The 26,629-nt window shown below is 46.3% G+C and carries 22 protein-coding genes; 6 read left to right on the top strand and 16 right to left on the bottom strand.

The genetic code is table 11. From position 1 onward, the window contains the following. Positions 1 to 43: 43 nt before the first annotated feature. Positions 44 to 316, top strand: coding sequence for a nucleoid-associated protein HU-alpha (hupA, locus tag IHV80_RS15305; protein ID WP_017108607.1), 273 nt, complete (start codon positions 44 to 46; stop codon positions 314 to 316). 47 nt (positions 317 to 363) lie between these two features. Next, positions 364 to 1,062 (top strand): DUF1481 domain-containing protein, encoded by a 699-nt coding sequence (locus IHV80_RS15300; protein ID WP_192889557.1) that lies wholly within the window; start codon positions 364 to 366, stop codon positions 1,060 to 1,062. Positions 1,063 to 1,184: 122 nt separating this feature from the next. On the opposite strand, the gene purD is transcribed toward IHV80_RS15300, so the two are convergent. Together purD and purH are read right to left on the bottom strand one after the other, a co-directional pair. Next, positions 1,185 to 2,474 (bottom strand): phosphoribosylamine--glycine ligase, encoded by a 1,290-nt coding sequence (gene purD / locus IHV80_RS15295; RefSeq protein WP_192889556.1) that lies wholly within the window; start codon positions 2,472 to 2,474, stop codon positions 1,185 to 1,187. A gap of 85 nt (positions 2,475 to 2,559) precedes the next feature. Further along, on the bottom strand, positions 2,560 to 4,152 hold the full coding sequence (purH, locus tag IHV80_RS15290) for a bifunctional phosphoribosylaminoimidazolecarboxamide formyltransferase/IMP cyclohydrolase (protein WP_192889555.1): 1,593 nt from the start codon (positions 4,150 to 4,152) through the stop codon (positions 2,560 to 2,562). Between the two features lie 323 nt (positions 4,153 to 4,475). Between purH and zntR the strand changes: the two genes are divergently transcribed. Beyond that, positions 4,476 to 4,898: a Zn(2+)-responsive transcriptional regulator gene (gene zntR / locus IHV80_RS15285; RefSeq protein WP_192889554.1), complete on the top strand. Its 423-nt coding sequence runs from the start codon at positions 4,476 to 4,478 to the stop codon at positions 4,896 to 4,898. Between the two features lie 75 nt (positions 4,899 to 4,973). Here the strand turns inward: zntR and fis are convergent, their stop codons facing one another. The 9 genes from fis to IHV80_RS15240 all read right to left on the bottom strand — a co-directional run bounded on the left by fis (position 4,974) and on the right by IHV80_RS15240 (position 14,783). Beyond that, the gene (gene fis / locus IHV80_RS15280; RefSeq protein ID WP_004729744.1) at positions 4,974 to 5,270 is read right to left on the bottom strand and encodes a DNA-binding transcriptional regulator Fis; all 297 of its coding nucleotides are present in this window, start codon (positions 5,268 to 5,270) and stop codon (positions 4,974 to 4,976) included. Positions 5,271 to 5,293: 23 nt separating this feature from the next. Further along, on the bottom strand, positions 5,294 to 6,262 hold the full coding sequence (dusB, locus tag IHV80_RS15275) for a tRNA dihydrouridine synthase DusB (protein ID WP_017104592.1): 969 nt from the start codon (positions 6,260 to 6,262) through the stop codon (positions 5,294 to 5,296). Positions 6,263 to 6,403: 141 nt separating this feature from the next. Beyond that, positions 6,404 to 7,291, bottom strand: a complete 888-nt coding sequence (gene prmA / locus IHV80_RS15270) for a 50S ribosomal protein L11 methyltransferase (RefSeq protein ID WP_102438425.1) — start codon at positions 7,289 to 7,291, stop codon at positions 6,404 to 6,406. Positions 7,292 to 7,479: 188 nt separating this feature from the next. Further along, positions 7,480 to 8,823, bottom strand: coding sequence for an acetyl-CoA carboxylase biotin carboxylase subunit (gene accC, locus IHV80_RS15265; protein ID WP_192889553.1), 1,344 nt, complete (start codon positions 8,821 to 8,823; stop codon positions 7,480 to 7,482). Positions 8,824 to 8,838: 15 nt separating this feature from the next. Continuing rightward, a complete protein-coding gene (accB, locus tag IHV80_RS15260; RefSeq protein WP_004729736.1) occupies positions 8,839 to 9,291 on the bottom strand; it encodes an acetyl-CoA carboxylase biotin carboxyl carrier protein in 453 nt (150 codons plus the stop codon). 74 nt (positions 9,292 to 9,365) lie between these two features. Further along, complete coding sequence (aroQ, locus tag IHV80_RS15255; RefSeq protein ID WP_009844692.1) at positions 9,366 to 9,815, bottom strand: type II 3-dehydroquinate dehydratase; 450 nt, start codon at positions 9,813 to 9,815, stop codon at positions 9,366 to 9,368. Between the two features lie 323 nt (positions 9,816 to 10,138). Next, the gene (gene acs, locus IHV80_RS15250) at positions 10,139 to 12,088 is read right to left on the bottom strand and encodes an acetate--CoA ligase (RefSeq protein ID WP_017108601.1); all 1,950 of its coding nucleotides are present in this window, start codon (positions 12,086 to 12,088) and stop codon (positions 10,139 to 10,141) included. A gap of 218 nt (positions 12,089 to 12,306) precedes the next feature. Next, a complete protein-coding gene (locus tag IHV80_RS15245; RefSeq protein WP_086715863.1) occupies positions 12,307 to 12,939 on the bottom strand; it encodes a 3'-5' exonuclease in 633 nt (210 codons plus the stop codon). A gap of 11 nt (positions 12,940 to 12,950) precedes the next feature. Next, a complete protein-coding gene (locus IHV80_RS15240) occupies positions 12,951 to 14,783 on the bottom strand; it encodes a DUF294 nucleotidyltransferase-like domain-containing protein (protein ID WP_192889552.1) in 1,833 nt (610 codons plus the stop codon). 229 nt (positions 14,784 to 15,012) lie between these two features. Between IHV80_RS15240 and IHV80_RS15235 the strand changes: the two genes are divergently transcribed. Next, positions 15,013 to 16,203, top strand: a complete 1,191-nt coding sequence (locus tag IHV80_RS15235; RefSeq protein WP_102438433.1) for a 3-phenylpropionate MFS transporter — start codon at positions 15,013 to 15,015, stop codon at positions 16,201 to 16,203. A gap of 111 nt (positions 16,204 to 16,314) precedes the next feature. Beyond that, complete coding sequence (locus tag IHV80_RS15230) at positions 16,315 to 19,746, top strand: hybrid sensor histidine kinase/response regulator (RefSeq protein WP_192889551.1); 3,432 nt, start codon at positions 16,315 to 16,317, stop codon at positions 19,744 to 19,746. 111 nt (positions 19,747 to 19,857) lie between these two features. Here the strand turns inward: IHV80_RS15230 and IHV80_RS15225 are convergent, their stop codons facing one another. The 4 genes from IHV80_RS15225 to IHV80_RS15210 all read right to left on the bottom strand — a co-directional run bounded on the left by IHV80_RS15225 (position 19,858) and on the right by IHV80_RS15210 (position 23,811). Further along, complete coding sequence (locus IHV80_RS15225) at positions 19,858 to 21,243, bottom strand: class II fumarate hydratase (protein ID WP_192889550.1); 1,386 nt, start codon at positions 21,241 to 21,243, stop codon at positions 19,858 to 19,860. Positions 21,244 to 21,255: 12 nt separating this feature from the next. Further along, positions 21,256 to 21,642 carry a hypothetical protein gene (locus IHV80_RS15220; RefSeq protein WP_192889549.1) on the bottom strand — a complete coding sequence of 129 codons (387 nt, stop codon included), beginning with the start codon at positions 21,640 to 21,642 and terminating at the stop codon, positions 21,256 to 21,258. A 188-nt stretch (positions 21,643 to 21,830) separates the two neighbouring features. After that, positions 21,831 to 23,534: a sodium:solute symporter family protein gene (locus IHV80_RS15215; RefSeq protein WP_017108594.1), complete on the bottom strand. Its 1,704-nt coding sequence runs from the start codon at positions 23,532 to 23,534 to the stop codon at positions 21,831 to 21,833. A 10-nt stretch (positions 23,535 to 23,544) separates the two neighbouring features. Beyond that, on the bottom strand, positions 23,545 to 23,811 hold the full coding sequence (locus IHV80_RS15210) for a DUF4212 domain-containing protein (protein ID WP_004729726.1): 267 nt from the start codon (positions 23,809 to 23,811) through the stop codon (positions 23,545 to 23,547). Between the two features lie 400 nt (positions 23,812 to 24,211). Between IHV80_RS15210 and IHV80_RS15205 the strand changes: the two genes are divergently transcribed. Beyond that, positions 24,212 to 25,963, top strand: coding sequence for a potassium/proton antiporter (locus tag IHV80_RS15205; RefSeq protein ID WP_192889548.1), 1,752 nt, complete (start codon positions 24,212 to 24,214; stop codon positions 25,961 to 25,963). Here IHV80_RS15205 and IHV80_RS15200 read toward each other — a convergent pair. Next, complete coding sequence (locus IHV80_RS15200) at positions 25,960 to 26,589, bottom strand: response regulator transcription factor (RefSeq protein WP_012604978.1); 630 nt, start codon at positions 26,587 to 26,589, stop codon at positions 25,960 to 25,962. The two genes, IHV80_RS15205 and IHV80_RS15200, sit on opposite strands and share 4 nt — an antisense overlap. Between the last annotated feature and the right edge of the window lie 40 nt (positions 26,590 to 26,629).

Genomic DNA, 26,629 nt, shown 5'->3' with positions numbered 1-26,629 from the left:
TAGAGTTAATTGAATTCGAAAATACTAAGAAGGGAAACCTAAAATGAACAAGACTCAATTAATCGACTTTATTGCTGAAAAAGCGGACCTTTCGAAAGCACAAGCTAAAGCTGCTCTAGAAGCAACTCTTGGTGGCGTGACTGAGACTCTTAAAGATGGCGATCAAGTTCAGCTAATTGGTTTTGGTACTTTTAAAGTAAACCACCGTGCAGCTCGCACTGGTCGTAACCCAAAAACTGGTGATGAGATCCAAATCGCTGCTGCAAATGTTCCAGCATTTGTTGCAGGTAAAGCGCTGAAAGATTCAGTGAAATAATCTAAACTGTACCGAGGTAGTTTTACTCTCACCTCGGTACAGGTTTTATGAAAAAAGCATTTCTTCTCGTTTCACTGTTATCTACATTTCTTATCGGCTGTTCTTCAACAAGCCCCGGCAAAAACCTAGAGCAATTTGAAACCTATACCGGCGGCCAAGTCATGGGCGACGCGACAAGTTTCTTCTGGGTCACCAACAAGCTAACACAACCACACTCTTCTGCTGACTACGTCACAATGGGCGACTATGGCTGGTACAAAACCGACTATGCTTGGTCTGATGGTGTATTGCGTGAATTTATTCGTGAAGGCGAACTACGTGACGACTCACAAGCGTTAGCTCCTTATCGTGTTCATGTGCGCTTTAATCAGTCTGGTGAGGCCGTGTATCAACAATACCGTATCGGTAGCAAAATCTTGCCACTTCAATCAGAGCAGCTGGAAAACTACCAAAAGCAGGCGATTTCGGTTCTCGATATCACAGAGAAGCAAAACGATGAAGGATTAGAACTTCTTCAGGGTTACTGGAATGGTGAGATATTTGAGACGTGTTCAGGCGATCAATTCGAGTACTTTGAGTTTAACAAGACCTTACCAAGCATCGTTATAAATCGTCTTGCTTCAGTAGAGAGTTATGGTGCTCTTGTTGGGAAGGTATCGCTACGTAAAGTGTCGGTTGCTGAGTTATTGGTATTAGCCGATGAAAACCATCAATGTATTCAAAGGCCATCACTCCTAAGTGAGTAGAGAGTTTTTGACCTACAATAGGCCAAACACTTTGTAAGCGAACAGCAATGAATTTTAAATATTAAAAAAGGCGCCCTAGGCGCCTTTTTTGATTCAGCTAACTACAATGAGTTCGAGAGAGATTACTGCTCTTGCTCGCGCGCAATCGCACGGTAACCAATGTCATTGCGGTGGAACATACCATTCCAAGTAACTTGCTTAGTTAACGCGTAAGCGCGCTCCTGAGCTTCAGAAACCGTGTTACCCAGTGCTGTCGCACAAAGTACTCGGCCACCGTTTGTCACAACGTCCCCAGCTTCGTTATTTGTGGTACCTGCGTGGAAAACCTTTTGGCCTTCAACTTCGCTTGTCGGCAGTGAAATCACATCACCTTTTGCGTAGTCAGCAGGGTAACCGCCAGCCGCAAGAACAACACCGATAGAAGCGCGTGGATCCCACTTCGATTCTGCTTCGTCGAGTTTCTCGTCGATAGCCATTAGGCAAAGCTCTACAAGATCCGATTCCATACGCATCATAATAGGTTGCGTTTCTGGGTCGCCGAAGCGGCAGTTGTATTCGATAACCTTTGGTGTGCCGTCAGCATCGATCATTAGGCCTGCGTATAGGAAACCGGTGTAAGGCGCGCCTTCTGCATCCATACCACGTACCGTTGGGTAGATAACTTCCTCAAGGATACGGTTGTGGATTTCAGGAGTCACAACCGGTGCAGGAGAGTAAGCACCCATACCGCCCGTGTTAGGGCCTGTATCTTTGTCACCAACACGTTTGTGGTCTTGGCTGGTGGCCATAGGAAGTACGCTAGAACCGTCAACCATTACGATGAAGCTTGCTTCTTCACCTTCAAGGAACTCTTCGATCACTACGCGGCTGCCTGCTTCGCCAAATGCGTTGCCTGCTAGCATGTCTTTGATTGCGTCTTCTGCTTCTTCAAGGGTCATCGCAACGATAACGCCTTTACCTGCAGCAAGGCCGTCAGCTTTTACTACGATTGGAGCACCTTGCTCGCGAACGTAAGCGATAGCTGGCTCAATCTCAGTGAAGTTTGAGTAGTAACCTGTTGGGATCTCATGACGAGCTAGGAAGTCTTTAGTGAATGCTTTCGAACCTTCAAGCTGTGCCGCTGCTTGAGTTGGGCCAAAGATTGGTAGGCCAACTTCGCGGAACGCGTCAACCACACCAATTACGAGTGGTGCTTCTGGGCCAACGATAGTCAGTTCGATTTTTTTATCTTGAGCAAACGCCACTAAACCTGCGATGTCTTCAACACCGATGTTTACGTTCTCAAGTTTCGGCTCAAGTGCAGTACCTGCGTTACCTGGAGCGATGAATACCGTTTCAACATTTGGGTTTTGTGCCGCTTTCCAACCCAAAGCATGTTCTCTACCGCCAGCACCGATGATTAATACGTTCATGTTTCAATCCTTAAGTCTTTAATTCTTAAAAGCCCCTCAAAGTTGAGAGGCTCGATAGCTACTAATCGTTTAGATAAACAGAATATTAGTGGCGGAAGTGACGCATGCCAGTAAAGATCATCGCCATGCCGTGTTCGTCTGCTGCTGCGATAACTTCTTCATCACGCATAGAGCCGCCCGGTTGGATAACACACTTGATGCCCGCTTCTGCTGCCGCGTCGATACCGTCACGGAATGGGAAGAATGCATCTGATGCCATCACACAACCTTCAACCTGTAGACCTTCGTCTGCCGCTTTGATGCCTGCGATTTTTGCAGAGTAAACGCGGCTCATTTGGCCAGCGCCAACACCAACAGTCATGTCACCTTTCGAGTAAACGATCGCGTTAGACTTAACGTACTTAGCCACTTTCCAGCAGAACAATGCATCTTTCAGCTCTTCAGCCGTTGGTTGACGCTTAGACACTACTTTTAGGTCGTCTTCTGAAACCATGCCTTGGTCGCGGTCTTGAACTAGCAGGCCGCCGTTAACGCGTTTCACGTCAAAGCCAGTTGTCTTAGTTGTCCACTCACCACACTCAAGCAGGCGAAGGTTTTTCTTAGCGGCGACGATTGCTACTGCTTCAGCAGAAACAGAAGGTGCAATGATAACTTCAACGAATTGACGCTCAGTGATAGCCGTTGCTGTTGCTGCGTCTAGTTCACGGTTGAATGCGATGATGCCGCCAAATGCAGACGTTGGGTCTGTTTTGAATGCGCGGTCGTAAGCTTCTAGGATGTCTTCACCTAGTGCAACACCACATGGGTTAGCGTGCTTAACAATCACACATGCTGGTTCATTGAACTCTTTCACACACTCAAGTGCTGCGTCAGTGTCAGCGATGTTGTTGTAAGAAAGCGCTTTACCTTGGATTTGGCGAGCAGTAGAAACAGATGCTTCTTCAGGGTTCGCTTCAACGTAGAATGCGGCTGCTTGGTGGCTGTTCTCACCATAGCGCATGTCTTGTTTCTTCTCGAACTGTTGGTTGAACGTGCGAGGGAATTTGCTCTCTTCATCACCTTCTTTGTTCTCGCCGTAGCTAGGAACCATAGTGCCGAAGTAGTTAGCGATCATGCCGTCGTAAGACGCTGTGTGCTCGAATGCTGCGATAGCTAGGTCGAAGCGAGTCTCTAGTGTTAGAGATTTCTCGTTCGCGTCCATTTCAGCGACAACGCGCTCGTAGTCGTGTGCGTTAACAACGATCGTTACGTCTTTGTGGTTTTTTGCTGCAGAGCGAACCATTGTTGGGCCACCGATGTCGATGTTCTCAACAGCGTCAGCAAGGGTACAACCTTCTTTAGCAACGGTTTCTGCGAATGGGTATAGGTTTACAACAACCATATCGATAGGGTTGATACCGTGAGTTTCCATCACGTCATCATCTTGGCCACGACGGCCTAGAACACCACCATGAACTTTCGGGTGCAGAGTCTTAACACGGCCATCCATCATTTCTGGGAAGCCAGTGTAGTCAGATACTTCTGTTACAGAGATGCCTTTTTCAGCAAGCAGGCGAGCAGTGCCACCAGTAGATAAGATATCTACACCACGGTTAGCAAGAGCTTGTGCAAATTCAACGATACCAGTTTTGTCTGATACGCTGATGAGAGCGCGGCGAATTGGACGAGCGTTATTCATGCTTCCATTTCCTCAAATTCATGGGGTTAAAATAAAGATATTTGCCAAAAAAGAACTTGTTTCTATCTTCTCAGCGTGGAGTATCTTAGATACCAGTAAGAGATAAAATATTGGCCAGTTTTGGTAAAGACCTTTTGGGTGTTCTTATAATCAAGCTATAAGATAACCAACTCCAAATTTGATGGCGCAGATTCTAACTAATTTATTACAAAAAAGCTCGCGCAATCGTTTGGCATCTCAAAATTAATTATGAAAAGTGCCATTTCAGCCTGAAAAGTAACAACAAGGTTAATAGTGGAATGGATGAAAGAATAGGGAAAAATATGTTTCAGATTGGCGAATTGGCGAAAAGATGCGGTGTGACAGCCGATACTTTGCGTTTTTATGAGAAGAATAACCTGATTGCACCAGCCAGTCGCAGTGAGTCGGGTTATCGTCTGTATGATGAAAATAACCAAAAGCAGGTGACGTTTATTCTCAAATCTAAAGAGTTAGGGCTGAGTTTAGATGAAATCAAAGAATTGTTAGAGATTCGCCTTGAAGCGACTCAACACAGTTGCGCTGAAGTGAAGTCGATTACTTCTTCTAAGTTAGAGATGATTGATGAAAAGATAACGGAGCTGACCAAGATTCGAACGGCACTTAAAAAGATCAATGATGCGTGCTGTGGTCATAGTGATGATGATGCAAGTCATTGTTCTATTTTAGCGGCGCTGGATTCTGCAAATGATCGTCGCTGCCGTTAGCCGTCTCATAAGCAAAAAAAAGCCAAACTCAATAAATGAGCTTGGCTTTCAATTCAATTAATTACGAAAGAACGATTAGTTCATGCCGTATTTTTTAAGTTTCTTGCGAAGAGTACCGCGGTTAATACCCATCATGGTTGCTGCGCGAGTTTGGTTACCGCGAGTGTACTGCATGATAGTGTCTAGTAGTGGCTGTTCAACTTCAGCTAATACTAATTCGTATAACTCGCTGACTTCTTGACCGTTTAATTGAGCAAGGTAATTTTTCAATGATGCTTTAACTGAGTCACGTAGAGGCTTCTGCGTGATTTGGTCTTGTGATGTAACTGTAGTTACTGTCAATGCTTCTGAAGTCAGATTTTGTTCGAACATATTCGGTCTAGCTCTTCTCGTAATTATGGTGCAACGTTATCAAAAAAACCTTCTAGCGCTTCAAGCTGCAGATCACCTGCTTCGAATGCGTTGAAGGTACGGCGAAACTCACTCGCCTGTTCATGTTCTTTTAGGTACCAACCCACATGCTTACGAGCAATTCGGGGGCCTAAAAACTCGCCATAAAATTCATGTAGAGCGTTCACATGACCAAGCATGATGTCTTTCACTTCCGAAGTCGGGAGCGGATCCATCGTGGTGCCGTTTTCCAAATAGTGTAGGATTTCGTTAAAAATCCAAGGACGTCCTTGGGCAGGTCGACCTATCATTAAAGCATCAGCGCCAGTGTACTCCAGCACAAACTTAGCTTTTTCCGGGCTATCGATATCACCGTTAGCGATAACCGGAATAGATACTGCTTGTTTTGCTGCTTTAATGTGTTTGTATTCTGCCTCACCTTTGTACATACAAGCGCGAGTTCTCCCGTGAAGGGCAAGAGCTTGTATGCCGCAGTCTTCGGCTATTTTAGCGATTTGGACACAGTTTCTATTGTCTGTATCCCAGCCTGTGCGCGTTTTCAACGTTACTGGAACGTCGACAGCATTTACCACAGCTTTCAGAATATCTTCAATGAGTTCTGGATGCTGAAGTAGGGCTGAGCCCGCAAGCTTCTTATTCACTTTTTTGGCTGGACAACCCATATTGATATCGATGATTTGCGCACCGTTAGCAACATTGAATTGAGCAGCCTCGGCCATAAGCTGTGGATCTGCACCAGCGATTTGTACTGAACGAATGCCCGATTCGCCTTCATGTACCATACGCTGCTGAGACTTTGACGTTTTCCAAACTTTCGGATTGGAGGACATCATTTCACTGACTGCCATCCCCGCACCGTAACGAAGACACAACTCACGGAATGGTCTATCCGTTACGCCAGCCATAGGAGCGACGATTAGATTGTTCTTAAGTTGATAATTTCCGATTTTCAAAAAATGTCATCACAGTTCTGTACCAGCAAGGGCGCGCATTTTACGCATTTTTTCGCTGCGTGAAAAGACTAATATTTGAGCATTTACAATTTGTTTTTGTAATTTGCTTAAAATTCAGTCAATTAGCGCCCAAAGTCTTGTCTAGCCTTGCTTGCGACCAGAGATTCGACACCATTCTTGTTGTTCAATGATTGGATCAATGTGAAGCTCATCACGATAATAAGTCGCAACATCTTCTGCTTGTGTATCCAAAACACCCGACATCGCAAGCACACCCGTTGGCTTAATTAGGCCTTTGATGATGCCTGAAAGGTCGCGTAATGGACCTGCAAGAATGTTAGCAACCACAACGTCAGCAATCAGACCTTCAGGTTGATCTTGTGGTAGGAACACCTCTAGCTGCTCAGCAACACCATTGCGTTGTGCGTTGTCTTTTGAAGCAAGCAGAGCTTGAGGATCAATGTCGATCCCGATAACTTTTTCAGCGCCCAGTTTGATCGCAGCGATCGCAAGAATGCCAGAGCCACAACCGAAGTCGATCACGGTTTTGCCTGTAAGGTCTAAGCCTTCCAGCCATTCAAGACACAATGCCGTTGTTGGGTGAGTACCTGTACCAAATGCAAGACCAGGGTCTAGCATGACGTTCACAGCGTCAGGTTCTGGGATATCACGCCAGCTCGGGCAGATCCAAAGACGCTCACCAAACTTCATTGGGTGGAAGTTATCCATCCATTCGCGTTCCCAGTCCTTGTCTTCAATCTGCTCGATTTTATGAGCAAAGTCTGCAGGGAACATGTTACTTGCTTTAATCTGCGCTAGAACGACACCAGTATCAATCTCAGCGTCGTATAGCGCGAGAATGTCAGTATCACCCCAAAGGCGAGTTTCACCCGGCAGAGGCTCAAATACAGGGGTATCTTGTGCATCCAGGAAAGTTACAGAAAGAGCACCAGTCTCTTCCATTAACATGTCGCCGATTTGTTCGGCATTTTCATTGGTCGCATTAAGCTTGATTTGAATCCAAGGCATGGCTGCATCTTCTATATGAGAAAAATTGGATGGGGAGTCTAGCAGAAAATATGAGCAAATTCACCAAAACACCGCGGATTATAAGAGGGATTATTGATTGATTTTTGCGAGTGTTTAAAAACAAAAATGCCCACCGAAGTGAGCATTTATTACTGTTCTGCAGAGAACGTATTACGGAAGGCTAGCTTCTATTGCAGACCAAGTTTCTTCTCAAGGTAGTGGATGTTTGCACCACCGTGTTGGAAGTTTTCGTCGTTCATAATCGCTAATTGCAGCTCAGTATTGACGTTGATACCTTCAACAATCATTTCTGCTAGTGCGTTCTTCATACGTGCAATCGCTACGTCACGGTTCTCACCGTAAGTGATCAGCTTGCCGATCATTGAATCGTAATGCGGTGGCACTGTGTAGCCAGTGTAGATGTGAGATTCCCAACGTACACCCATGCCGCCTGGAGCGTGGAAGCGCGTAATCTTACCTGGAGAAGGTAGGAAGCGAACCGGATCTTCCGCGTTGATACGACATTCGATTGAGTGGCCGCGCAGCTTAATATCATCCTGTGTGAATGATAGAGGCTGACCAGCAGCAATGCGAAGTTGCTCTTTCACTAGATCGATACCCGTTACCATTTCAGTAATCGTGTGCTCAACCTGAATACGAGTGTTCATTTCGATGAAGTAGAACTCACCGTTCTCGTATAGGAATTCAAACGTACCTGCGCCGCGGTAACCAATCTCAAGACATGCACGAGTACAACGGTCGCCGATGTACTTACGCATCTCTTCAGTGATACCTGGTGCTGGAGCTTCTTCCACAACTTTCTGGTGACGACGCTGCATTGAACAGTCACGCTCACCTAGGTGAATAGCATTACCTTGGCCATCTGCAAGCACTTGTACTTCAATGTGACGTGGGTTTTCTAGGAATTTTTCCATGTAAACCATGTCGTTATTGAAACATGCTTTTGCTTCAGCACGAGTCATTGCGATAGCTTCTGTTAGTTCTGCTTCAGAACGAACAACACGCATACCACGACCGCCGCCGCCGCCAGATGCCTTGATGATTACAGGGAAGCCAATGCGCTTAGCGTGCGCCTTGTTTTTTACTTCATCGTCATCAAGAGGACCGTCAGAACCTGGTACACAAGGTACACCGGCTTTTTTCATTGACGTGATAGCTGACACTTTGTCACCCATCATGCGAATGGTTTCAGCTTTAGGGCCAACGAAGATAAAACCACTGCGCTCTACCTGTTCTGCAAAGTCTGCATTTTCAGATAGGAAGCCGTAGCCTGGGTGAATAGCGACTGCACCTGTAACTTCAGCTGCGCTGATGATACGAGGAATGTTCAGGTAGCTATCGATACCGCGAGCTGGACCAATACAAATGGTTTCATCAGCAAGAAGTACGTGCTTAAGCTCACGGTCAGCGGTTGAGTGAACCGCTACCGTTTTGATGCCAAGCTCTTTACATGCTCGCAGAATACGCAGTGCAATTTCACCACGGTTCGCGATTACTAATTTATCTAACATAATAAGTGCTCTCTATTATTCGATAATTACTAGAGCTTGGTCGAATTCTACTGGTTGACCGTCTTCAACTAGGATTGCTGTTACAACACCAGACTTATCAGCTTCGATTTGGTTCATCATTTTCATTGCTTCAACGATACATAGAGTTTCGCCAGCAGTTACAGATTGACCAACTTTAACGAATGGTTTTGCATCTGGGCTTGGAGCGCCGTAGAAAGTACCAACCATTGGAGAAAGAACTTGGTGACCAGCTGGAACCGCAGGAGCTGCTGCTTCTGCTGCTACAGGTGCCGCCGCAGGTGCTGCTGCCGCTACAGGAGCTGGAGCCGCTGCATATTGAATAGGCGCTGCAGATACAGGGCTGTTACGACTGATTCGTACTGACTCTTCACCTTCAGAGATTTCTAGCTCAGAAATACCAGACTCTTCAACCAATTCGATTAGCTTTTTGATTTTGCGAATATCCATTGTTTCTTTCTCTTTATCTGTTGATTGAACTTACTCTTTGACTGAGTAGGTTAGTAATAGTTCGTTGTTTTTATTTACTTTGCGTTGAGCTTGTTGAGCGCAGCCGTCAAAGCAAATTGATAACCTTGGGCACCTAAGCCACAAATCACACCTTCTGCTTTATCAGATAGGTAAGAGTGGTGACGGAATGGTTCACGTGCGTGAACATTCGATAGGTGAACCTCAATAAATGGGATAGCAACACCAAGTAGTGCATCACGCAACGCCACACTGGTATGTGTAAAGGCCGCTGGGTTGATAATAATGAAATCAACATTTTGATAAGCACTATGGATAGCTTCAATCAGTTCATACTCACGATTTGACTGTAAGTGAGACAGCTCAACATCGTGTGTTTTCGCTTGCTCGGTCAAAGAGCTAATAATCTGGTCAAGTGTTTGAGAACCGTAGTGTGCCGGCTCTCTAAGGCCTAACAGGTTAAGGTTTGGGCCATTTAAAACTAGAATGCGAAACTTTGTAGACATTGTGGGGCTATCTTCCTTTATCGTGTTTACGAATGTGAATGTTGCCATTTTATTGAAAATTTGGGGTTAATTTCCAGTAAGAAAAACCCAAATTTAAAAATTAGAACCAGATTATAGCTAATTCAGCGCAAATCGCAGCAATTTACTGGTCTAATCTCCTATAAGTACGGCATGAAATTGTTATCAACTTAACAAAAAACCGCGATTGCCTTAATTTTATCGAAGATATTTGAGATCAAGATCAGCCATAAAAAAACCGCCACATAGGTGACGGTTTATTAATGGTCTGTTTTAAACAGTGATAAGCTAATGTGACGGGTTGCTTATGCCAGTTCTGCTTTCTCTGCAATCAGTTTATCGACCACGCTTGGGTCTGCCAGTGTCGACGTATCGCCTAGGTTGCCAGTATCGCCTGTGGCAATCTTACGTAGGATACGACGCATGATTTTACCCGAACGAGTTTTTGGCAAAGAGTCTGTCCAATGCAGTACGTCTGGTGTTGCGATTGGGCCAATCTCTTTACGTACCCAGTCTTTCACTTCTTTATGAAGCTCTGCGGTTGGGAATTCACCATCATTCAGCGTGATGTAAGCGTAAATTGCTTGGCCTTTAATATCATGAGGAATGCCGACAATCGCTGCCTCTGCAATCTTATCGAATGCTACTAGTGCCGATTCAATCTCAGCAGTGCCCATGCGGTGACCTGACACGTTAAGTACGTCATCCACACGACCAGTAATCCAGTAGTAACCGTCTTCATCACGACGAGCACCATCACTGGTAAAGTACATGCCTTTAAAGGTAGAGAAGTAAGTCTGCTCAAAACGGTCATGATCGCCATGAACGGTACGCATTTGTCCTGGCCAAGAGTCAAGAATCACAAGGTTGCCGTCAGTCGCGCCTTCAATGATGTTGCCCATGTTGTCGACAAGCGCGGGTTGCACACCGAAGAATGGGCGAGTCGCCGAACCCGGTTTTAGGTCGGTTGCGCCTGGTAGAGGTGCGATTAAGATACCGCCCGTTTCTGTTTGCCACCATGTATCGACAATCGGAGACTGCTCATTACCAATCGTTTTGTAGTACCACTCCCACGCTTCTGGGTTGATAGGTTCGCCAACAGATCCCATGACTCTTAGGCTGTCACGAGAAGTCCCTTCAACCGCTTCATTACCTTTTGCCATTAGAGCTCGAATAGCCGTTGGCGCAGTATAAAGAATATTTACTTGATGCTTATCGACCACTTCACTCATGCGGCTTGTGTTCGGATAGTTCGGCACGCCTTCAAACAGGATGGTTTTCGCACCATTGGCAAGCGGTCCGTAAACAAGGTAAGTGTGACCGGTAATCCAGCCCACATCCGCAGTACACCAGAAGGTTTCGCCTTCTTGGTAATCGAATACGTATTTGAAGGTCATGGCTGCATAAACTAGGTAACCACCTGTGGTGTGCATAACACCTTTAGGTTTGCCTGTTGAGCCTGATGTATAAAGAATGAATAGTGGATCTTCCGCATTCATCTCTTCTGGTGGGCAATCTGCCGATACGTTTGCGATAGCATCATGCCACCACACGTCACGGTGTTCGTGCCAAGCAACATCGCCGCCAGTGCGTTTGAATACCACAACCTTCTCGATGTTTTTCACTTCAGGGTTAGTCAGTGCTTCGTCGACGTTTTTCTTCAGTGGAACAGCACGGCCGCCACGCACGCCTTCATCGGCAGTGATCACGACTTTAGAATTTGAATCGATAATACGACCAGACAGTGCTTCAGGTGAGAAACCACCGAATACCACTGTGTGAACCGCACCGATGCGGGTACATGCAAGCATGGCAACCGCAGCTTCTGGAACCATTGGCATGTATAAACAAACTACATCACCTTTACGTACGCCTTGCTCTTTCAGAGCATTTGAAAACAGGCACACTTCTTTGTGTAGTTCGTTAAAGGTTAGGGTTTTATCATCGGCAGGGTCATCGCCTTCCCAAATGATTGCGACTTCATCACCGCGCTCAGCAAGGTGGCGGTCGATACAGTTAGCCGAAACGTTAAGCGTGCCATCTTCAAACCAGCGGATGTCGATATGGCCAGGGTCGAAAGAGGTATTTTTTACCTGTGTGAAAGGCTTAATCCAATCAACGATTTTTCCGTGTTCACCCCAAAAGCCTTCAGGGTCAGAAACAGATTGCTGGTACATGGCTAGGTAAGTGTCATTATCCGCGTGTGTGGTTGATTTAATATTTTCTTTTACCGGATAAACGTGGGCTTCACTCATTGCATCTCTCCTTGTGCCTACATTCCTAATGAACTGGCAACTTCCTTTGTGTTCAGTTTCTAGGTCTATTACAGAACCGTCGTTGTGTTATCACTCTCGGCTAGGACGGCGATTTCCACAATTAGACTTTAGGATGAGACGCTGCTTTTCACTTACAAAATAGCGAGTTAAGTTCATTTTTGAGATATTGCTCTCTATGTGAAGAGCCAGTGGTTGAATTAAGAATAAGAAGAGTTGAAACGAGGCAGGTCACCATGTTTCAGGCGCACAAAGATCAGAGCTGCAGAGATAGCGTCTTGTAATGCATCATGTTTATTGACGGGGATGGGTAAATCGAGCTGGCGACAAATGGCGTCCATACTGAGATCAAAATAGGCATTGGGTAGCTGTCTTTCGAGTTTGTCTTGATAAAGTTGGCTCACTTCGACTAATCGGTTAGGCAGTGGAAATCCAAGTTGTTTTAAACTGGCGCGGTCGAGAATTTTTTTATCATAACGGATGTGATAGCCGACTAAAGGACGATTTCCGATGAAATCCAGTAACTCAACTAAAGCCTGTTTTTCTTCGATGCCGTGCTTTAGATCTTGATGACGAATACGGTGGATTTTTATTGAATTGCAATCGAGCGATTGAGGGGCGCGCAATCGGACTTCAAAAGGTTGGCTGGTAATGATTCGGTTACCGATGATCTTTGTCGCGGCAATAGTAACTAATTCTGCCTGATTGGGGTCTAGGCTGGTGGTTTCGCAATCGAGTGAGACATATTCGTGATCAATTGGCGCAGTAAAGAGAGGCTGATAGGGAGAGCCTTTGAGCTTGTGATGCCAGTAATAGCGAACCAACCTATTCATCGTTCAATCGCCTAATCTCGTATCTGATAGTGATAGCCGAGCCATTGTTTGAATTTCTTCACCACATGCAGGCTATGACGAAGCAGATCTCTGTCTGCTCGCTCCATTAGTTTGACGTTAATCTTGTTGCTGCTGTGCTGTTGAGAAAGTCTTTGGGTTAAGCGCCACTTAAAGAATTGTTTGAGCGCTTCATTAAGGTTATCGGCGGTACTTTGCTCGAGCACTTTCTTGATGACCAACTGTTCAATACGTTCAAAGGTGTTGTTTACCGTGACACCATGTTCAAGGCAAAGTGCTCTCACACCGTGCACGATAGGGAAAATACCGCCCTGTTTGATGTCGAGCCCTGACTTGGATTGCTTCACATTGCCAAATAGGGTGAGGGGAACCGAGAAGTTCAGCGCGGGGCGGCAGAATTCCGTAAGAATTAATTCTTGTCCGAGCATCAAATCACTCAAGTGCTGCTTAACAGGGAGTAGCAGATCTCTATTGCCTGCAACTGCGTGTGCATCCGCCATAATCGCAATATCCATCACCGTATCTGGCGTCGCTTTTTTTACCCAACTCGTCAGAGTTTGTTTCCACTCTTGCTGTGAATGTACCCATTTGGGATTGTTGACCATCACATTGCCAGGGCACAGTGGGTAACCTAATTGTTGCAGGGTATGGGTGAGGTCGTTCATGGCACTTTGGCACTGGTGCCATTCCAAACCATCTTGAATAATCAGAGCGTTGTCTTGATCGGTTTTGAGAATTTGCTCCCCGCGTCCTTCAGACCCAAGCACGATCAGGCAGCAATGATTGTGCAGCGCTGGCGGGATAACCAGCTCAAACGCTTTCTCTATAATCTGTTCATTTACGGCTGAAATTAGCTCCATGATAAAGCGTGTGCGAATACCGTTACTGAGTAGGCTTTCGACCAATTGACGCTGTTTGTTTGAAGCCATGGCCAACTCTTCAATGCTGGTGGCCCGCGCAATTCGCAAAGTAAGCACGTGCGAGTGAGTGGAGAACGCGCTGAGTATTTGCGTCATATCGACCATACCCACTGCGTTTTGACCATCACAAACCATCAGCCTTTTTACGCGATTTCGGGTCATGGTGATCATGGCGTTAAATAAGAAGTCGCCTTGATTAACATGCAAAACAGGGAAGGTTGCTATCTCGCCAACCGCCGTATCGAGTGGACGATTATCGAGCATTACCGCGTGCAACAAATTGGTTCTTGTGACGATTCCATATGGAAAGGTACATGATGATCTAAAAGCTTTTGGATCATCATGTTCTAAATGAATTAAGGCCGAGTCCAGCCCTTGTTCTTTAAGGGTTTGAGTGACTTGGTTGATAGGTTGGCCGGGTTCCAGTATCAGTGGAGGGTGATAGATCGATTCGTCCACTTTGGTCAGTATGAACTCGGCAAGATTCTGCTGCTGTTGAGCGGCTTCAATTAGCGCTTTTCGAGTCGAAAGGTTGCTATCAAAGTAAGCGGCAAACTGGCCATTGGCGTGGTAAAGCTCGAGAAAGATATCGGTTGGCAGTAGATAACTTAGCGTATCTTCAAGTGCGATATATTGGTGTTTGGTGTGAGGCTCAAACTGACTGCGTACATCGAAGATATCGTCATTGGCATAGTGTGCGTAGATCTCTCCATCGCTGCTCGCGCGCTCTTCAACAGCGCCTTTAATCAGAATATGCAGATGGCGACTTGGGCGGTCTGCCTCCAATATCACCTCGTGTGCTCGGTAATAAACCACATCCAATGAGGAGCGCAGCGTTAACTGCTCCGTGTTGGATAGGCTATCGAAGGGCGGGTGCTGCATATTAAATTTATCAGGCATAAGCATCGAAAGAAGTAGGAGTCTCTTTTCAGTCTGACAAATTACCAGCGAAGCTCCAGACGACTTTAGTCTAAATGCGATCGTGGGTGCGGGTGAGCGCCGGATATCTTAGTCAAATGGGATATCGATATTGATTGAATACAGGAATGTTATCTCCTCAATAATTCCCTTTTTCATCGTATGCGACGTAGGCATAATTGGTTCTGCCTTTTTCCGCACATTTTATAGGTTATTTATGTTTAGCCCTTCTCCCTATGGCTGGATCTCCCAGTATTTTCTTGGTTTCTTTTTTGCCTATGGTGTTTATTTGCCATTTTGGGCGCTGTGGTTTGAAGACCAAGGCGTTTCTGCGGGTGACATTGGTGTCCTAATTGGTATTGGCTTTGCGACGCGTTGTGTAGCTAACCTGGTGATTACGCCACGTATCCATAAAGTTGAGCATTTAATGCCAGCTTTGCGTTGTTTGAGCTTCGCGGCACTGCTGTTTGTTGGCTTCCACTTCTTCACTGGCGGCAGTTTTATATTGATGCTGTTAGCAACGGTTCTGTTTAACCTATGTTATGGGCCAATCATTCCACTCTCGGATGCGATGGCTAACCACTATAGTCGTCTTAATATGCTCGACTACGGGCGCACTCGTTTATGGGGTTCGATTGCCTTTATTGCCGGTTCGACTGTGGTTGGTTATTTGGTCGCGCAATTCGGTACTGACATGATTTTGTATACGGCGTTTGCTGGTGTGCTGATGTCATTAGTATTGGCGATGAGAAACCCTAACGTGATGCCGGTGACACACTCTGAGCAACAAGCGGTACGACCAAAATTAGGTGAATTACTAAGAGAGTCGTCAGTGGTTAAATTTTTAGCCTTGATGGCCCTACTGCAAGGTAGCCATGCTGCTTACTACAGCTTTAGTGCGATTTATTGGAAAGAGGCGGGTCACTCTGAAGCGATTATTGGTTACTTGTGGAGTTTAGGTGTTGTTGCAGAAGTGGCTGTGTTTGCTTTGAGCAAGCGACTGTTTTCTGGAATCACGTTACGTACTCTGTTCGTGATAGCAGCATTAGGTGTGATGGCTCGTTGGGGAATTACCGCATCGACTACCGCGATCGCGGCTTTGATTCTTGTGCAACTGCTTCACGGCGTGACATTCGCCATGGCGCACATCGCTGCGATTCAATACATCCAATCTGAAGAACAGAACAAGATGGTCGCCCTGCAAGCTCTGTACAACGCGATCCCACTTGGCGCCTTTATCGCGTTAATGACCACTTTAAGCGGTTGGGGTTATGAGCTTTGGGGAGCGAATATTTTCTGGGGCATGGCTGCGATGGGCGGATTAGCTTTATTCATTAAGTTGGATGAGAGAAGTTCAGTTGTTGAAGTCAATCAAACAGCCTCTGCTCAATCTGATGCTCAGAATTAAAGCCCAAAGCACAGAATTCAAGCGATGCGATTGAGTTAAACGCACTTCCCTAGTTAAATGAAACCTCTCCCTTATGGAGAGGTTTTTTTATGGATGAAGAAAGGGTTTTCAATGCAAGGATGGGTAGTAATTCCAGTCTCTTTAGCTTACTTGGGCGTGTTATTTCTGATCGCGTGGTATGGAGACAGGCAAGTTCGTTGGCTATCACGCTGGCGTCCATGGATCTATAGCCTTTCTATTGCGGTGTATTGTACCTCTTGGACTTTCTACGGAACGGTCGGGCAGGCCAGTAATAACCCTTGGTCGTTCTTGCCCATCTACCTCGCCCCTATTTTAGTTTTCACGTTGGGGTGGCGGATCTTAGCTCGGCTGATCCTCATCGCGAAGCGTGAACACATCACCTCTATTGCCGACTTTATCGCGGCTCGTTATGGAAAGTCTCAGGGCTTGGCTGTTGCCGTCACTGTGATTGCCGTGGTCGGTATTCTTCCTTATATCGCGCTACAGCTACGTGGTATCACGATGGGCTTGGAGATTGTAGCTCCCGATCTTGCCGAAGATTTCGGATATCAGAATTATCACGTCTCTTGGTTTGTAGTCGGTGCATTAGCGATTTTTACGATGCTTTTTGGTACGCGGCATATCGACAACACGGAACATCACCGTGGCATGATGATGGCGGTGGCGTTTGAGTCGATTGTAAAACTAGCGGCCTTCTTGATTGTTGGTCTGTTTATCATTTACCTCGCGATGAGTAGCGATAAAATCGACTTGCTTGATGTTGCGGCTTCCACTTATGAATCGCCCAATATTCCCACGTTAGTGATTCACACTATTCTCACGATGTTGGCGATTGTCTGTCTGCCGCGTCAGTTTCACACCATGGTGGTTGAAAACGAACGACCTCAAGACTTACACACCGCTCGCTGGTTATTTCCTCTTTATCTCATTCTGATGGGGCTATTTGTTCTACCGATTGCTTGGGCAGGTCAGGGATTACTTACTGGTATGCCGGCTGATACTTATGTGATCAGCGTGCCGATGGCAGAAGGAGCCAATCATATTGCTTTGCTGGCTTTTCTTGGAGGTACCTCGGCGGCGAGTGGTATGGTGATTGTCTCGACCATTGCATTGGCGATCATGGTATCGAATGATCTTGTGATGCCACTGTTGTTGCGTCGTATGCGCTTGACGCAAAGAACGCATAAACATTTTTCTGGCTTGTTATTGGTGATTCGTCGTGGGCTGATCCTATTACTGCTGCTGGGTGCTTGGGCATTTTATCAGGCGCTCGATACCATTCATTCTCTGTCGGCGATCGGCTTTCTTTCCTTTGCGGCGATTGCGCAGTTTGCCCCCGCCTTGATCGGTGGTTTGTATTGGCGTCTGGGTAATCGAAAGGGCGTTTATGTTGGCTTATTAGTCGGTTCAGTGATTTGGCTGATCACCCTGATGAGCCAAACCAGTATGTTGGCGGGCGATAGCGACAGTAATTTACTGCTGTGGATGATTACGCCGCCAGAGTTGCTGAGTAGTTGGGATGTCAGCAGTTCAAACTGGGGTATCGTGATGAGTATCTTACTCAATACCCTGTGTTATGTAGTGGTCTCGATGACGACACGACCAAGCCTAAGTGAGCGCTTACAATCAGCAGCATTTGTTGGTACGCCACTGCCTGAAAATGAAAATATCAGCCTCTATCAGAACCGAGTCACGGTGGCGGAGTTAGAGATGCTCGCCTCGCGTTTTGTCGGTCGAAAGCGAGCGAAAAGTGCCTTACACAGCTATTGGCAGCAACACGGCCAGCCGTTACTTCCTAATCAACAAGCGCCTGCTAGTTTGATTCGACACGCAGAGCGCGTGCTCGCAGGGGTATTTGGTGCTTCTTCCGCAAAGTTAGTACTCACTTCGGCCTTGCAGGGCAGAAATATGCAGCTTGAGGAAGTGGCGACCATCGTAGATGAAGCATCAGAGCTGTACGATTTCAGTCGTGGTTTATTGCAAGGTGCGATTGAACACATAGGGCAAGGCATTGCAGTAATAGACAAACAAATGAGGCTGGTGGCGTGGAATCAACGTTACTTAGAACTGTTTGAATTCCCTGTTGGATTGATTCAAGTCGGCCGGCCCATTTCAGATGTGATTCGCCACAATGCTCAACAAGGCTTGTGTGGTCCGGGTGACCCAGAAGATCACGTTCGACGTCGTGTTTATCACCTCGAGCAAGGCACACGACACACCTCATCTCGTATTCGTCCTGATGGCCGAGTGATTGAGGTGCAAGGTAACCCGATGCCAAGTGGTGGCTTTGTAATGAGCTTTACCGACATCACGGTATTCAGACAAGCAGAGCAAGCGCTAAAAGATGCCAATGAAAGTTTGGAGTCGAGGGTTCATGAGCGAACTCAAGAGCTTGAAAAGCTCAATCAGCGTTTAGTTAAAGCCACTCAAATTTCTGACCAAGAATCTCAATCTAAGAGCCGTTTTCTTGCCGCAGTAAGTCACGATTTGATGCAGCCGCTCAATGCCGCGCGTCTATTTGCTTCGTCGCTGTCTGAGGTGGCGAAAGAGCAAGAGGAGAAGCAGCTTTCTTCTCATATCGAAAGTGCGTTGGGTGCGGCTGAAGATCTGATTGGCGACCTGCTTGATATCTCGCGATTAGAGTCAGGAAAATTAGAAACTAACATTCACGCGATTGCCGTGCATGATGTGCTGACCAATTTGAATGCTGAATTTAGTGCTTTGGCAACGCAGCAGAAGATTCAATTCCAGATGATCCCATCGTCACTGTTTATTCACTCGGATCCTAAATTATTGAGACGCGTGATTCAGAACTTTTTGACTAATGCGTTCCGCTATAACCCTGAGGGTAAAGTCGTTCTCGGTGCGAGACGAGTAAATGGTCAGGTGCGAATCGATGTGTGGGATAACGGAACCGGTATCGACGAAGACAAGCAACAAGAGATCTTCGAAGAGTTTACGCGTGGTAGCCAAGTTCGTGCCGATCAAGGTTTGGGGTTAGGGTTAGCGATCTCGAAAGGTATTGCCCATGTTCTCGGTCATCAAATATCGATGCGTTCATGGCCAGGACAAGGCAGCGTCTTTTCCATCAACTTAGCGAGAGCTGAAAAAGTTGCTCCGGTTGTGCAAGCTTCGGCGCCAATGGCGACCAGCGACATCGAACATCTGAAAATATTGTGTGTCGATAATGAACGAGAAATCTTAGTTGGTATGGAAAACTTGATTGGACGTTGGGGCTGTGAGGTTAAGACCGCCGTCGACTTAGTCGAAAGCTTGCAGTGCCTTGATAATGATTGGCAGCCGGATGTAATTTTCTCTGATTATCGCCTCGATAATGGCCGAACGGGTCTCGAAGTGTTGCAGCAATGTCGTTTGCGTCTTGGAGATTCTTTTGAAGGGGTCATCATCAGTGCCGATAGAACCGATGACATGTTAGCTGCGATAAAGGCCAACAGCTTCAGCTTTATTGCTAAGCCAGTAAAACCGTTAAAACTCAGAGCGGTATTGAATCGTGTGAGTTAATTTGGATTAGCACGTTTGGATTTGTGAGCGGATAGTGAAAAGGCCTCGTATGAGGCCTTTTTTGTCTCTGCTATTTCAGCGAGTTTCAGCAAATGCCTGTCAGCTTTCTAACTAACCTGCAATACCACCCTGCGTCAGTGTGCTTGGATCAAGCAGCTTGCTGAGTTCTTCTCGGCTGAGATCAGTTTCTCTTTCTGCAACATCAAGAATTGGTAAGCCCTCCTTGTAGGCTTTCTTGGCGATATCCGCCGCTTTTAGGTAGCCAATCACAGGGTTAAGTGCGGTCACCAGAATTGGATTCTTTGAAAGCGCTAAATCAAGATTGTCTTGGCGCACAGTGAAAGTCGCAATTACTTTATCAGCCAACGCGACTGAGCTGTTGGCTAACAGTTCTATGCTTTCTAATACGTTATGAGCAATCACAGGCAGCATCACGTTCAGTTGGAAGTTACCCGATTGCCCAGCCACCGTAATGGTGGTGTCATTGCCAATCACTTGTGCTGCCGCCATTGCAGCTGCTTCTGGAATTACAGGGTTCACTTTACCAGGCATGATCGATGAACCCGGTTGTAGAGCCTGCAACTCAATTTCCCCTAAGCCAGCTAATGGTCCTGAATTCATCCAGCGAAGATCGTTTGAGATCTTCATGATCGCAACTGCTGCAGTTTTGAGCTGACCAGACAGCGCAACGATCGCGTCTTGGCTGCTGAGGTTAAAAAAGAAGTTTTCACTCGAGGTAAAACTGATCTTCGTTGATTGAGAGAGGTTACTCGCAAACTTATCGGCAAAGCGTGGGTCGGCATTGATCCCCGTACCTACCGCTGTACCACCTTGAGCAAGCGCCTTGACTGCTGGCAAGCTGCTTTCTATTGCTTGCTTGGCATGTTCAATCTGAAATTTCCAACCACCAAGCTCTTGAGCAAAGGTAATCGGCATCGCATCCATTAGATGAGTACGGCCCGTCTTCACTACCTGAGCAAGCTCCTGTTGCTTGATGGTAAGTGCTTCAGAGAGGTGGGTTAGTGCAGGTAGTAATTTATTTTCAGCAGTGAGTGCGACACTGACTTGAATTGCAGTTGGTACCACATCGTTACTGCTCTGGCCCATGTTGACGTGATCATTCGGGTTCACGTCGCCTTGCAAGCTTCTTGACGCTAGTGTCGCAATCACTTCGTTGGCGTTCATGTTAGAACTGGTGCCAGAGCCGGTTTGGTAGACATCGATTGGGAATTGATCGAGATGCTTACCATCGATGATCTCTTGGCTGGCTTCTGCTATCGCGTTGGCAATATCACCTTCCAGTAAACCTAATTGAGCATTGGTATCGGCGGCGGCAAGCTTAATTAACGCCAGAGCTTGAATAAAACTGGTTGGCATCTTGTGTGAACTAAACGCGAAGTTATCTACGGCACGTTGGGTTTGTGCTTGGTATAGCGCATCCGCAGGGACTTTAACCTCCCCCATGCTGTCTTTTTCAATTCGAAATTGTAGGGTCATGTTCTATCCTTGTTAGCCAAGTGGGGCTTGGACTTGTTGTAGTGTTTGGCTGATATTCAAAAAACGCGCTTGGCCTTGTGGTTGCTGGCAGTAATGGCGTTTCAAATAAAATAGTGGTGAGTGAATAGAGTCTAGGCAGATATGACGAAAGGTGAAACTACGGTCAGGAGACTCAATCGCTTCAATCAAATGGAAGAAAACTTGGCGCAGGTATAGTTCACATAACAAGATGTTTTCTTGGGCGGCATGCTTTTCATAGTAAGCGGAAAGCGTAAGTGCACACTCGATGTAGTCTCGAATCACAAAAGGCTCGTGGCCTTGAACTTGTTCTAATGAAGCAAAGCGATCCTGTGCTTTGTAAAATCTTGAGTAGAGAACCTGCTGCTCTTTCATCATCATTTGCATCTCTTTAATGGATGTTAATGATAATTATTATCAAGTGAGGCGTTAAAAACAACCCTTTGTTTGTCTTTTTATAAAATGAGCAGAAAAAGAAAAAGCCGATACTTTATGTATCGGCTTTCTTGGAATTAGTACCTAATCCCTACAATGTAAGTACTGATTCATTTTTTGCTAAACATCTCTGCTTAGTGGTCGTGAGCTTCACCTGCGCCTTTCGGGTAACGGATGTTCTCAACCATATCTTGTACATCTTGTGGTACTTCAGCTGTTACTTTGTTTACAGCAATCGATACTACGAAGTTTAGACACATACCTAGCGTACCGATGCCTTCTGGGCTGATACCAAACCACCAGTTTTCAGGTGTGCTTGCTGCTGGGTTAATGAACTTGAAGTAGATGATGTAGCTTGCTGTGAAGGCAATACCTGACAACATACCTGCAATTGCGCCTTCCTTGTTCATCTTCTTGTAGAAGATACCTAGGATGATGGCAGGGAAGAAGGATGCTGCGGCTAAGCCGAAGGCAAACGCTACTACCTGTGCTACGAAGCCTGGTGGGTTAATACCCAAGTAACCTGCGCCAACAATCGCGACCATGGCTGCCAAACGAGCGGCTAACAGCTCCTGCTTGTCGGTCATGTTTGGTCTGAAGCCTTTCTTCAACAAGTCATGTGAAATCGACGTTGAGATAACCAATAGTAGACCAGCGGCTGTTGATAGTGCGGCGGCTAGGCCACCGGCTGCAAGTAGTGCTACAACCCAGTTTGGTAGTTTCGCTAGCTCTGGAGAAGCCAGTACGATGATGTCACGGTTAATCTTCATCTCGTTGCGTTCATCGCCCGAGTAGAACATTTTGCCATCGCCGTTCTTATCTTCCCAACCGACTAGACCTGTGCTTTCCCAGTTTTTGTACCAGCTTGGTGCGTCTGCTGCTGCGACACCTTGCATGTCTGGACCGTTAATCGTTTCGATCATGTTTACACGAGCGAATGCTGCAACGCCTGGTGCTGTTGTGTATAGCAATGAGATGAACAGTAGAGCCCAACCCGCAGAGATACGAGCATCACGTACTTTTGGTACCGTGAAGAAACGAATGATTACGTGTGGAAGACCGGCAGTACCTACCATTAGAGCCGCACAGATGAAGAATACATCTACCATGCTCTTGTTACCTTCGGTATAGGCGGTAAATCCGAGTTCTTCTGTTAGTCCATCCAGTTTATCAAGTAGGTATACATCCGTACCTGAGAGAGTAGAGCCCATACCAACTTGTGGAAGTGGGTTACCCGTCATCATTATTGAGGTAAAGATTGCTGGAACAAGGAAGGCGAAAATGAGGACACAGAATTGAGCTACCTGCGTATAAGTGATGCCTTTCATGCCACCAAGTACTGCGTAGAAGAACACAATACCCATACCAATGATGATGCCTAGGTTAATATCAACTTCTAGGAAACGAGAGAATACAACGCCAACACCACGCATCTGGCCTGCAACGTATGTAAATGATACGAAGATTGCACAGAATACCGCTACCATACGTGCTGTTTTCGAGTAGTAACGTTCACCGATGAAATCAGGAACCGTAAACTGACCGAACTTACGTAGGTAAGGTGCTAAACATAGCGCAAGTAGTACATAACCACCTGTCCAACCCATTAGGTAAACCGCACCGTCGTAACCAACGAATGAGATGATACCTGCCATTGAGATGAATGATGCTGCCGACATCCAGTCAGCGGCTGTTGCCATGCCGTTTGCTACTGGGTGTACGCCGCCGCCAGCAACGTAGAATTCACTGGTTGTTCCAGCGCGAGCCCAGATTGCGATGCCGATATATACTGCGAAAGTAATACCGACGAGAATAAACGTCCAAGTTTGAATATCCATGTTCTAGCCTCTAGTCTTCCTGTACGTTGTATTTTTTGTCCAGCTTATTCATGCGAACAACGTAAATAAATATCAACGCCACGAAGGTATAAATTGAACCTTGTTGAGCGAACCAAAAACCTAGCTTAAATCCGCCAAATTGAATGGTATTTAGGACATCCACAAATAAGATGCCAGCGCCATAAGACACCACAAACCATATTGCGAGTAGTGTTCCCATTATTCCCAAGTTTTCCTTCCAGTAGGCTTGAGCATGTTCCGTAGATTCGAACGCCATTGCCTTCTCCTTTATTCCATTTCTTTAGAAATTGCTGTGTTAACGTAATGTTACGATTTAGAATGTAGCAAGGATGAGTCAAGGGATCTGTGCAACTTTAGTCGGGATGGTATTCGCGCTAATGTGCTGAAATATGGGGGTTAGGAAGCAGAACCATAGAAAAATGTGATGTTACAATGATGTTAAATTAGCCAAAGGTCTAACAAAAAGGGATGAATTAGAGTGCGAGTCATAAAATTTAACAACTAAATGACCGAGAAACTGTATTTAGTCCTGCTTATGACACGAAGCGAAACATAAGTTTGTTATAGTAACTGCGGTACTTTCTTCGGCCGTTCCTTGCTTAACGGCAGAAGATCAACATGCTTAAAGCTCGAGTTTTATTCTTTGGGGGAACGAATTGGACGCAATAACCATTAATCACTTATTTCTGACTGGTGCCGTACTCATCGCCATCAGTGTGCTTTTCTCGCAAGTGTCCTCGCGATTGGGCGTTCCGATTCTTTTGATCTTTTTGTTCGTTGGTATGTTGGCGGGCGAAGATGGCCCTGGTGGCATTAATTTCGATGATTACTCACTGACCTACTTGGTGAGTAACCTTGCGCTTGCTGTGATCCTGCTTGATGGCGGTATGCGAACCAAGGTCGCAAGCTTCAAAGTCGCTTTCTGGCCGTCACTCTCACTAGCCACAATAGGTGTGGCATGCACAGCCACCTTAACCGGACTCATGGCGGCTTGGCTGTTTGATCTGTCATTGATGCAGGGCATCTTGGTTGGCGCAATCGTCGGTTCGACCGATGCGGCTGCGGTATTTTCTCTGTTGAAAGGGCAAAGCCTCAATGAACGTGTTGGCTCAACCCTAGAGATCGAATCTGGTACCAATGACCCAATGGCTGTCTTCCTGACGGTAACTTTAATCGCGCTGCTGGGTAATCCTGATGCCGAGATGGGAATGAACTTCCTATTGCAAAGCTTTGCGATGCAGTTTGGTATCGGCACCCTTGTTGGCATCGGTGGTGGTTGGGTTCTGTGGAGCCTAATCAATCGAGTGCAACTGGCTGATGGCCTTTACTCAATTCTCGTGCTTAGTGGTGGCGTGGCTCTGTTTGCGTTCTCTAACATGCTTGGCGGAAGCGGTATCTTGTCGATTTATCTAGTGGGCCTGTTCATTGGTAATCGTCCGACGCGCTCTCGACACTCTATTCTAAATGTTCTTGATGGTATGACGTGGCTAAGCCAGATCGTGATGTTCTTGGTGCTTGGTTTATTGGTTACACCATCGACATTGATGGACATTGCACTTCCTGCGTTGGCATTGGCCTTCGGTATGATTTTGTTTGCTCGTCCACTGTCTGTTTGGTTGGGTTTACTGCCGTTCAGAAGCTTTACCACCAAGGAACGTTGGTTTGTTTCTTGGGTGGGTTTACGTGGTGCTGTGCCGATCATTCTGGCGGTATTCCCGATGATGGCTGGCCTGCCTAATGCTCAGTTGTACTTCAATATCGCCTTCTTCGTGGTTATGGTTTCGCTGATTGTTCAGGGCGGCAGCTTAATGAAAGTCGCGAGGCTCGCTAAAGTGACCTTACCGCCAACACCGACACCTATTTCTCGTACCGGCATTGAGATCTACCCTACCAGTGAGTGGGAGATGTTTGTCTATAAGTTGAAAGAGGAAAAGTGGTGTATTGGCGAACCGCTTAAGCGCTTGTCTATGCCAGAAGGGACGCGAATTACCGCACTGTTTAGAAAAGATGCCTTGCTCCACCCATCGGGCAGTACCGTGTTAGAGGCGAACGATATTCTCTGTGTCTTGGGTCAAGATAAAGACCTAGATAGCTTAAGTGAGCTATTCAGTGAGGCACCTTTGGCGGAAGACGCAGCTCGATTCTTTGGTGACTTCTTCCTTGAGGTTGGATTATCAATTGCAGCCGTTAGTGACTGCTATGGTATTGAACTTGGCTCGGAAGAAGAGCGCGACATGACCCTAAAACAATTGGCTGAACGAGAGTTAGGCGCGCATCCAGTACTGGGCGATAGCTTCGAGTGGCATGACATTAATTGGGTGGTTGCTGAGATAGATGATCATAAAGTCGTCAAGCTGGGTTTATGTTTGCCTAAGACGACTTTAGAAGAGGATATCAGTGAAGCTTAGTTGTGGACTTCTTGTAGCAAGATAACTGCCTGAGTTCGGTTTTTCACATCCAGTTTACGGAAGATGGCTGTCATGTGTGCTTTGATGGTCGCTTCTGAAACATTCAATTCATACGCGATTTGCTTGTTCAGCAGGCCGTCTGAAAGCATCCCTAAAACCTTGTATTGCTGAGGCGTCAGTGTGGAAAGTTTTTCCGCAAGGTCGCTACAGGCTGCATTGTTGGTGATAAGCCCTTCAGGGAAGAACGGGTCGCCATTCAGCACTTGATTCAGTGCGCTCACCAATTCACGCATATCGCTCGATTTAGGAATAAAGCCAAAGGCACCGTGGCTCTTCACTTGAGTTACAACGCTGGCATCCTCACTAGCTGAGATCACCACAATCGGTAAATCTGGATATTCAGCACGCAGTTGAATTAAGCCCGACATCCCGTTTGCTCCCGGCATTTTAAGGTCGAGAAGCAACAGGTCAGGTTCATCTTCTTTTTTCAGCAGAGTCAGTAAGGCATCGAGAGAATCGGCCTCAAGCAGGTTCGCACCGCTGATCGCCATATGAACTGACTGAAACAGGGCGTTGCGAAAGAGAGGGTGGTCATCAGCAATGATGATGGTATAGGTCGAGTCCATGACGTTCATACTTTTAACAATTTAGTTAATATTTATTATC

This window comes from Vibrio bathopelagicus (genome assembly GCF_014879975.1).
Classification (GTDB): domain Bacteria; phylum Pseudomonadota; class Gammaproteobacteria; order Enterobacterales; family Vibrionaceae; genus Vibrio; species Vibrio bathopelagicus.
Note: the sequence above shows the minus strand (reverse complement) of the source record. Positions and strands in the feature narration are given on the sequence as shown.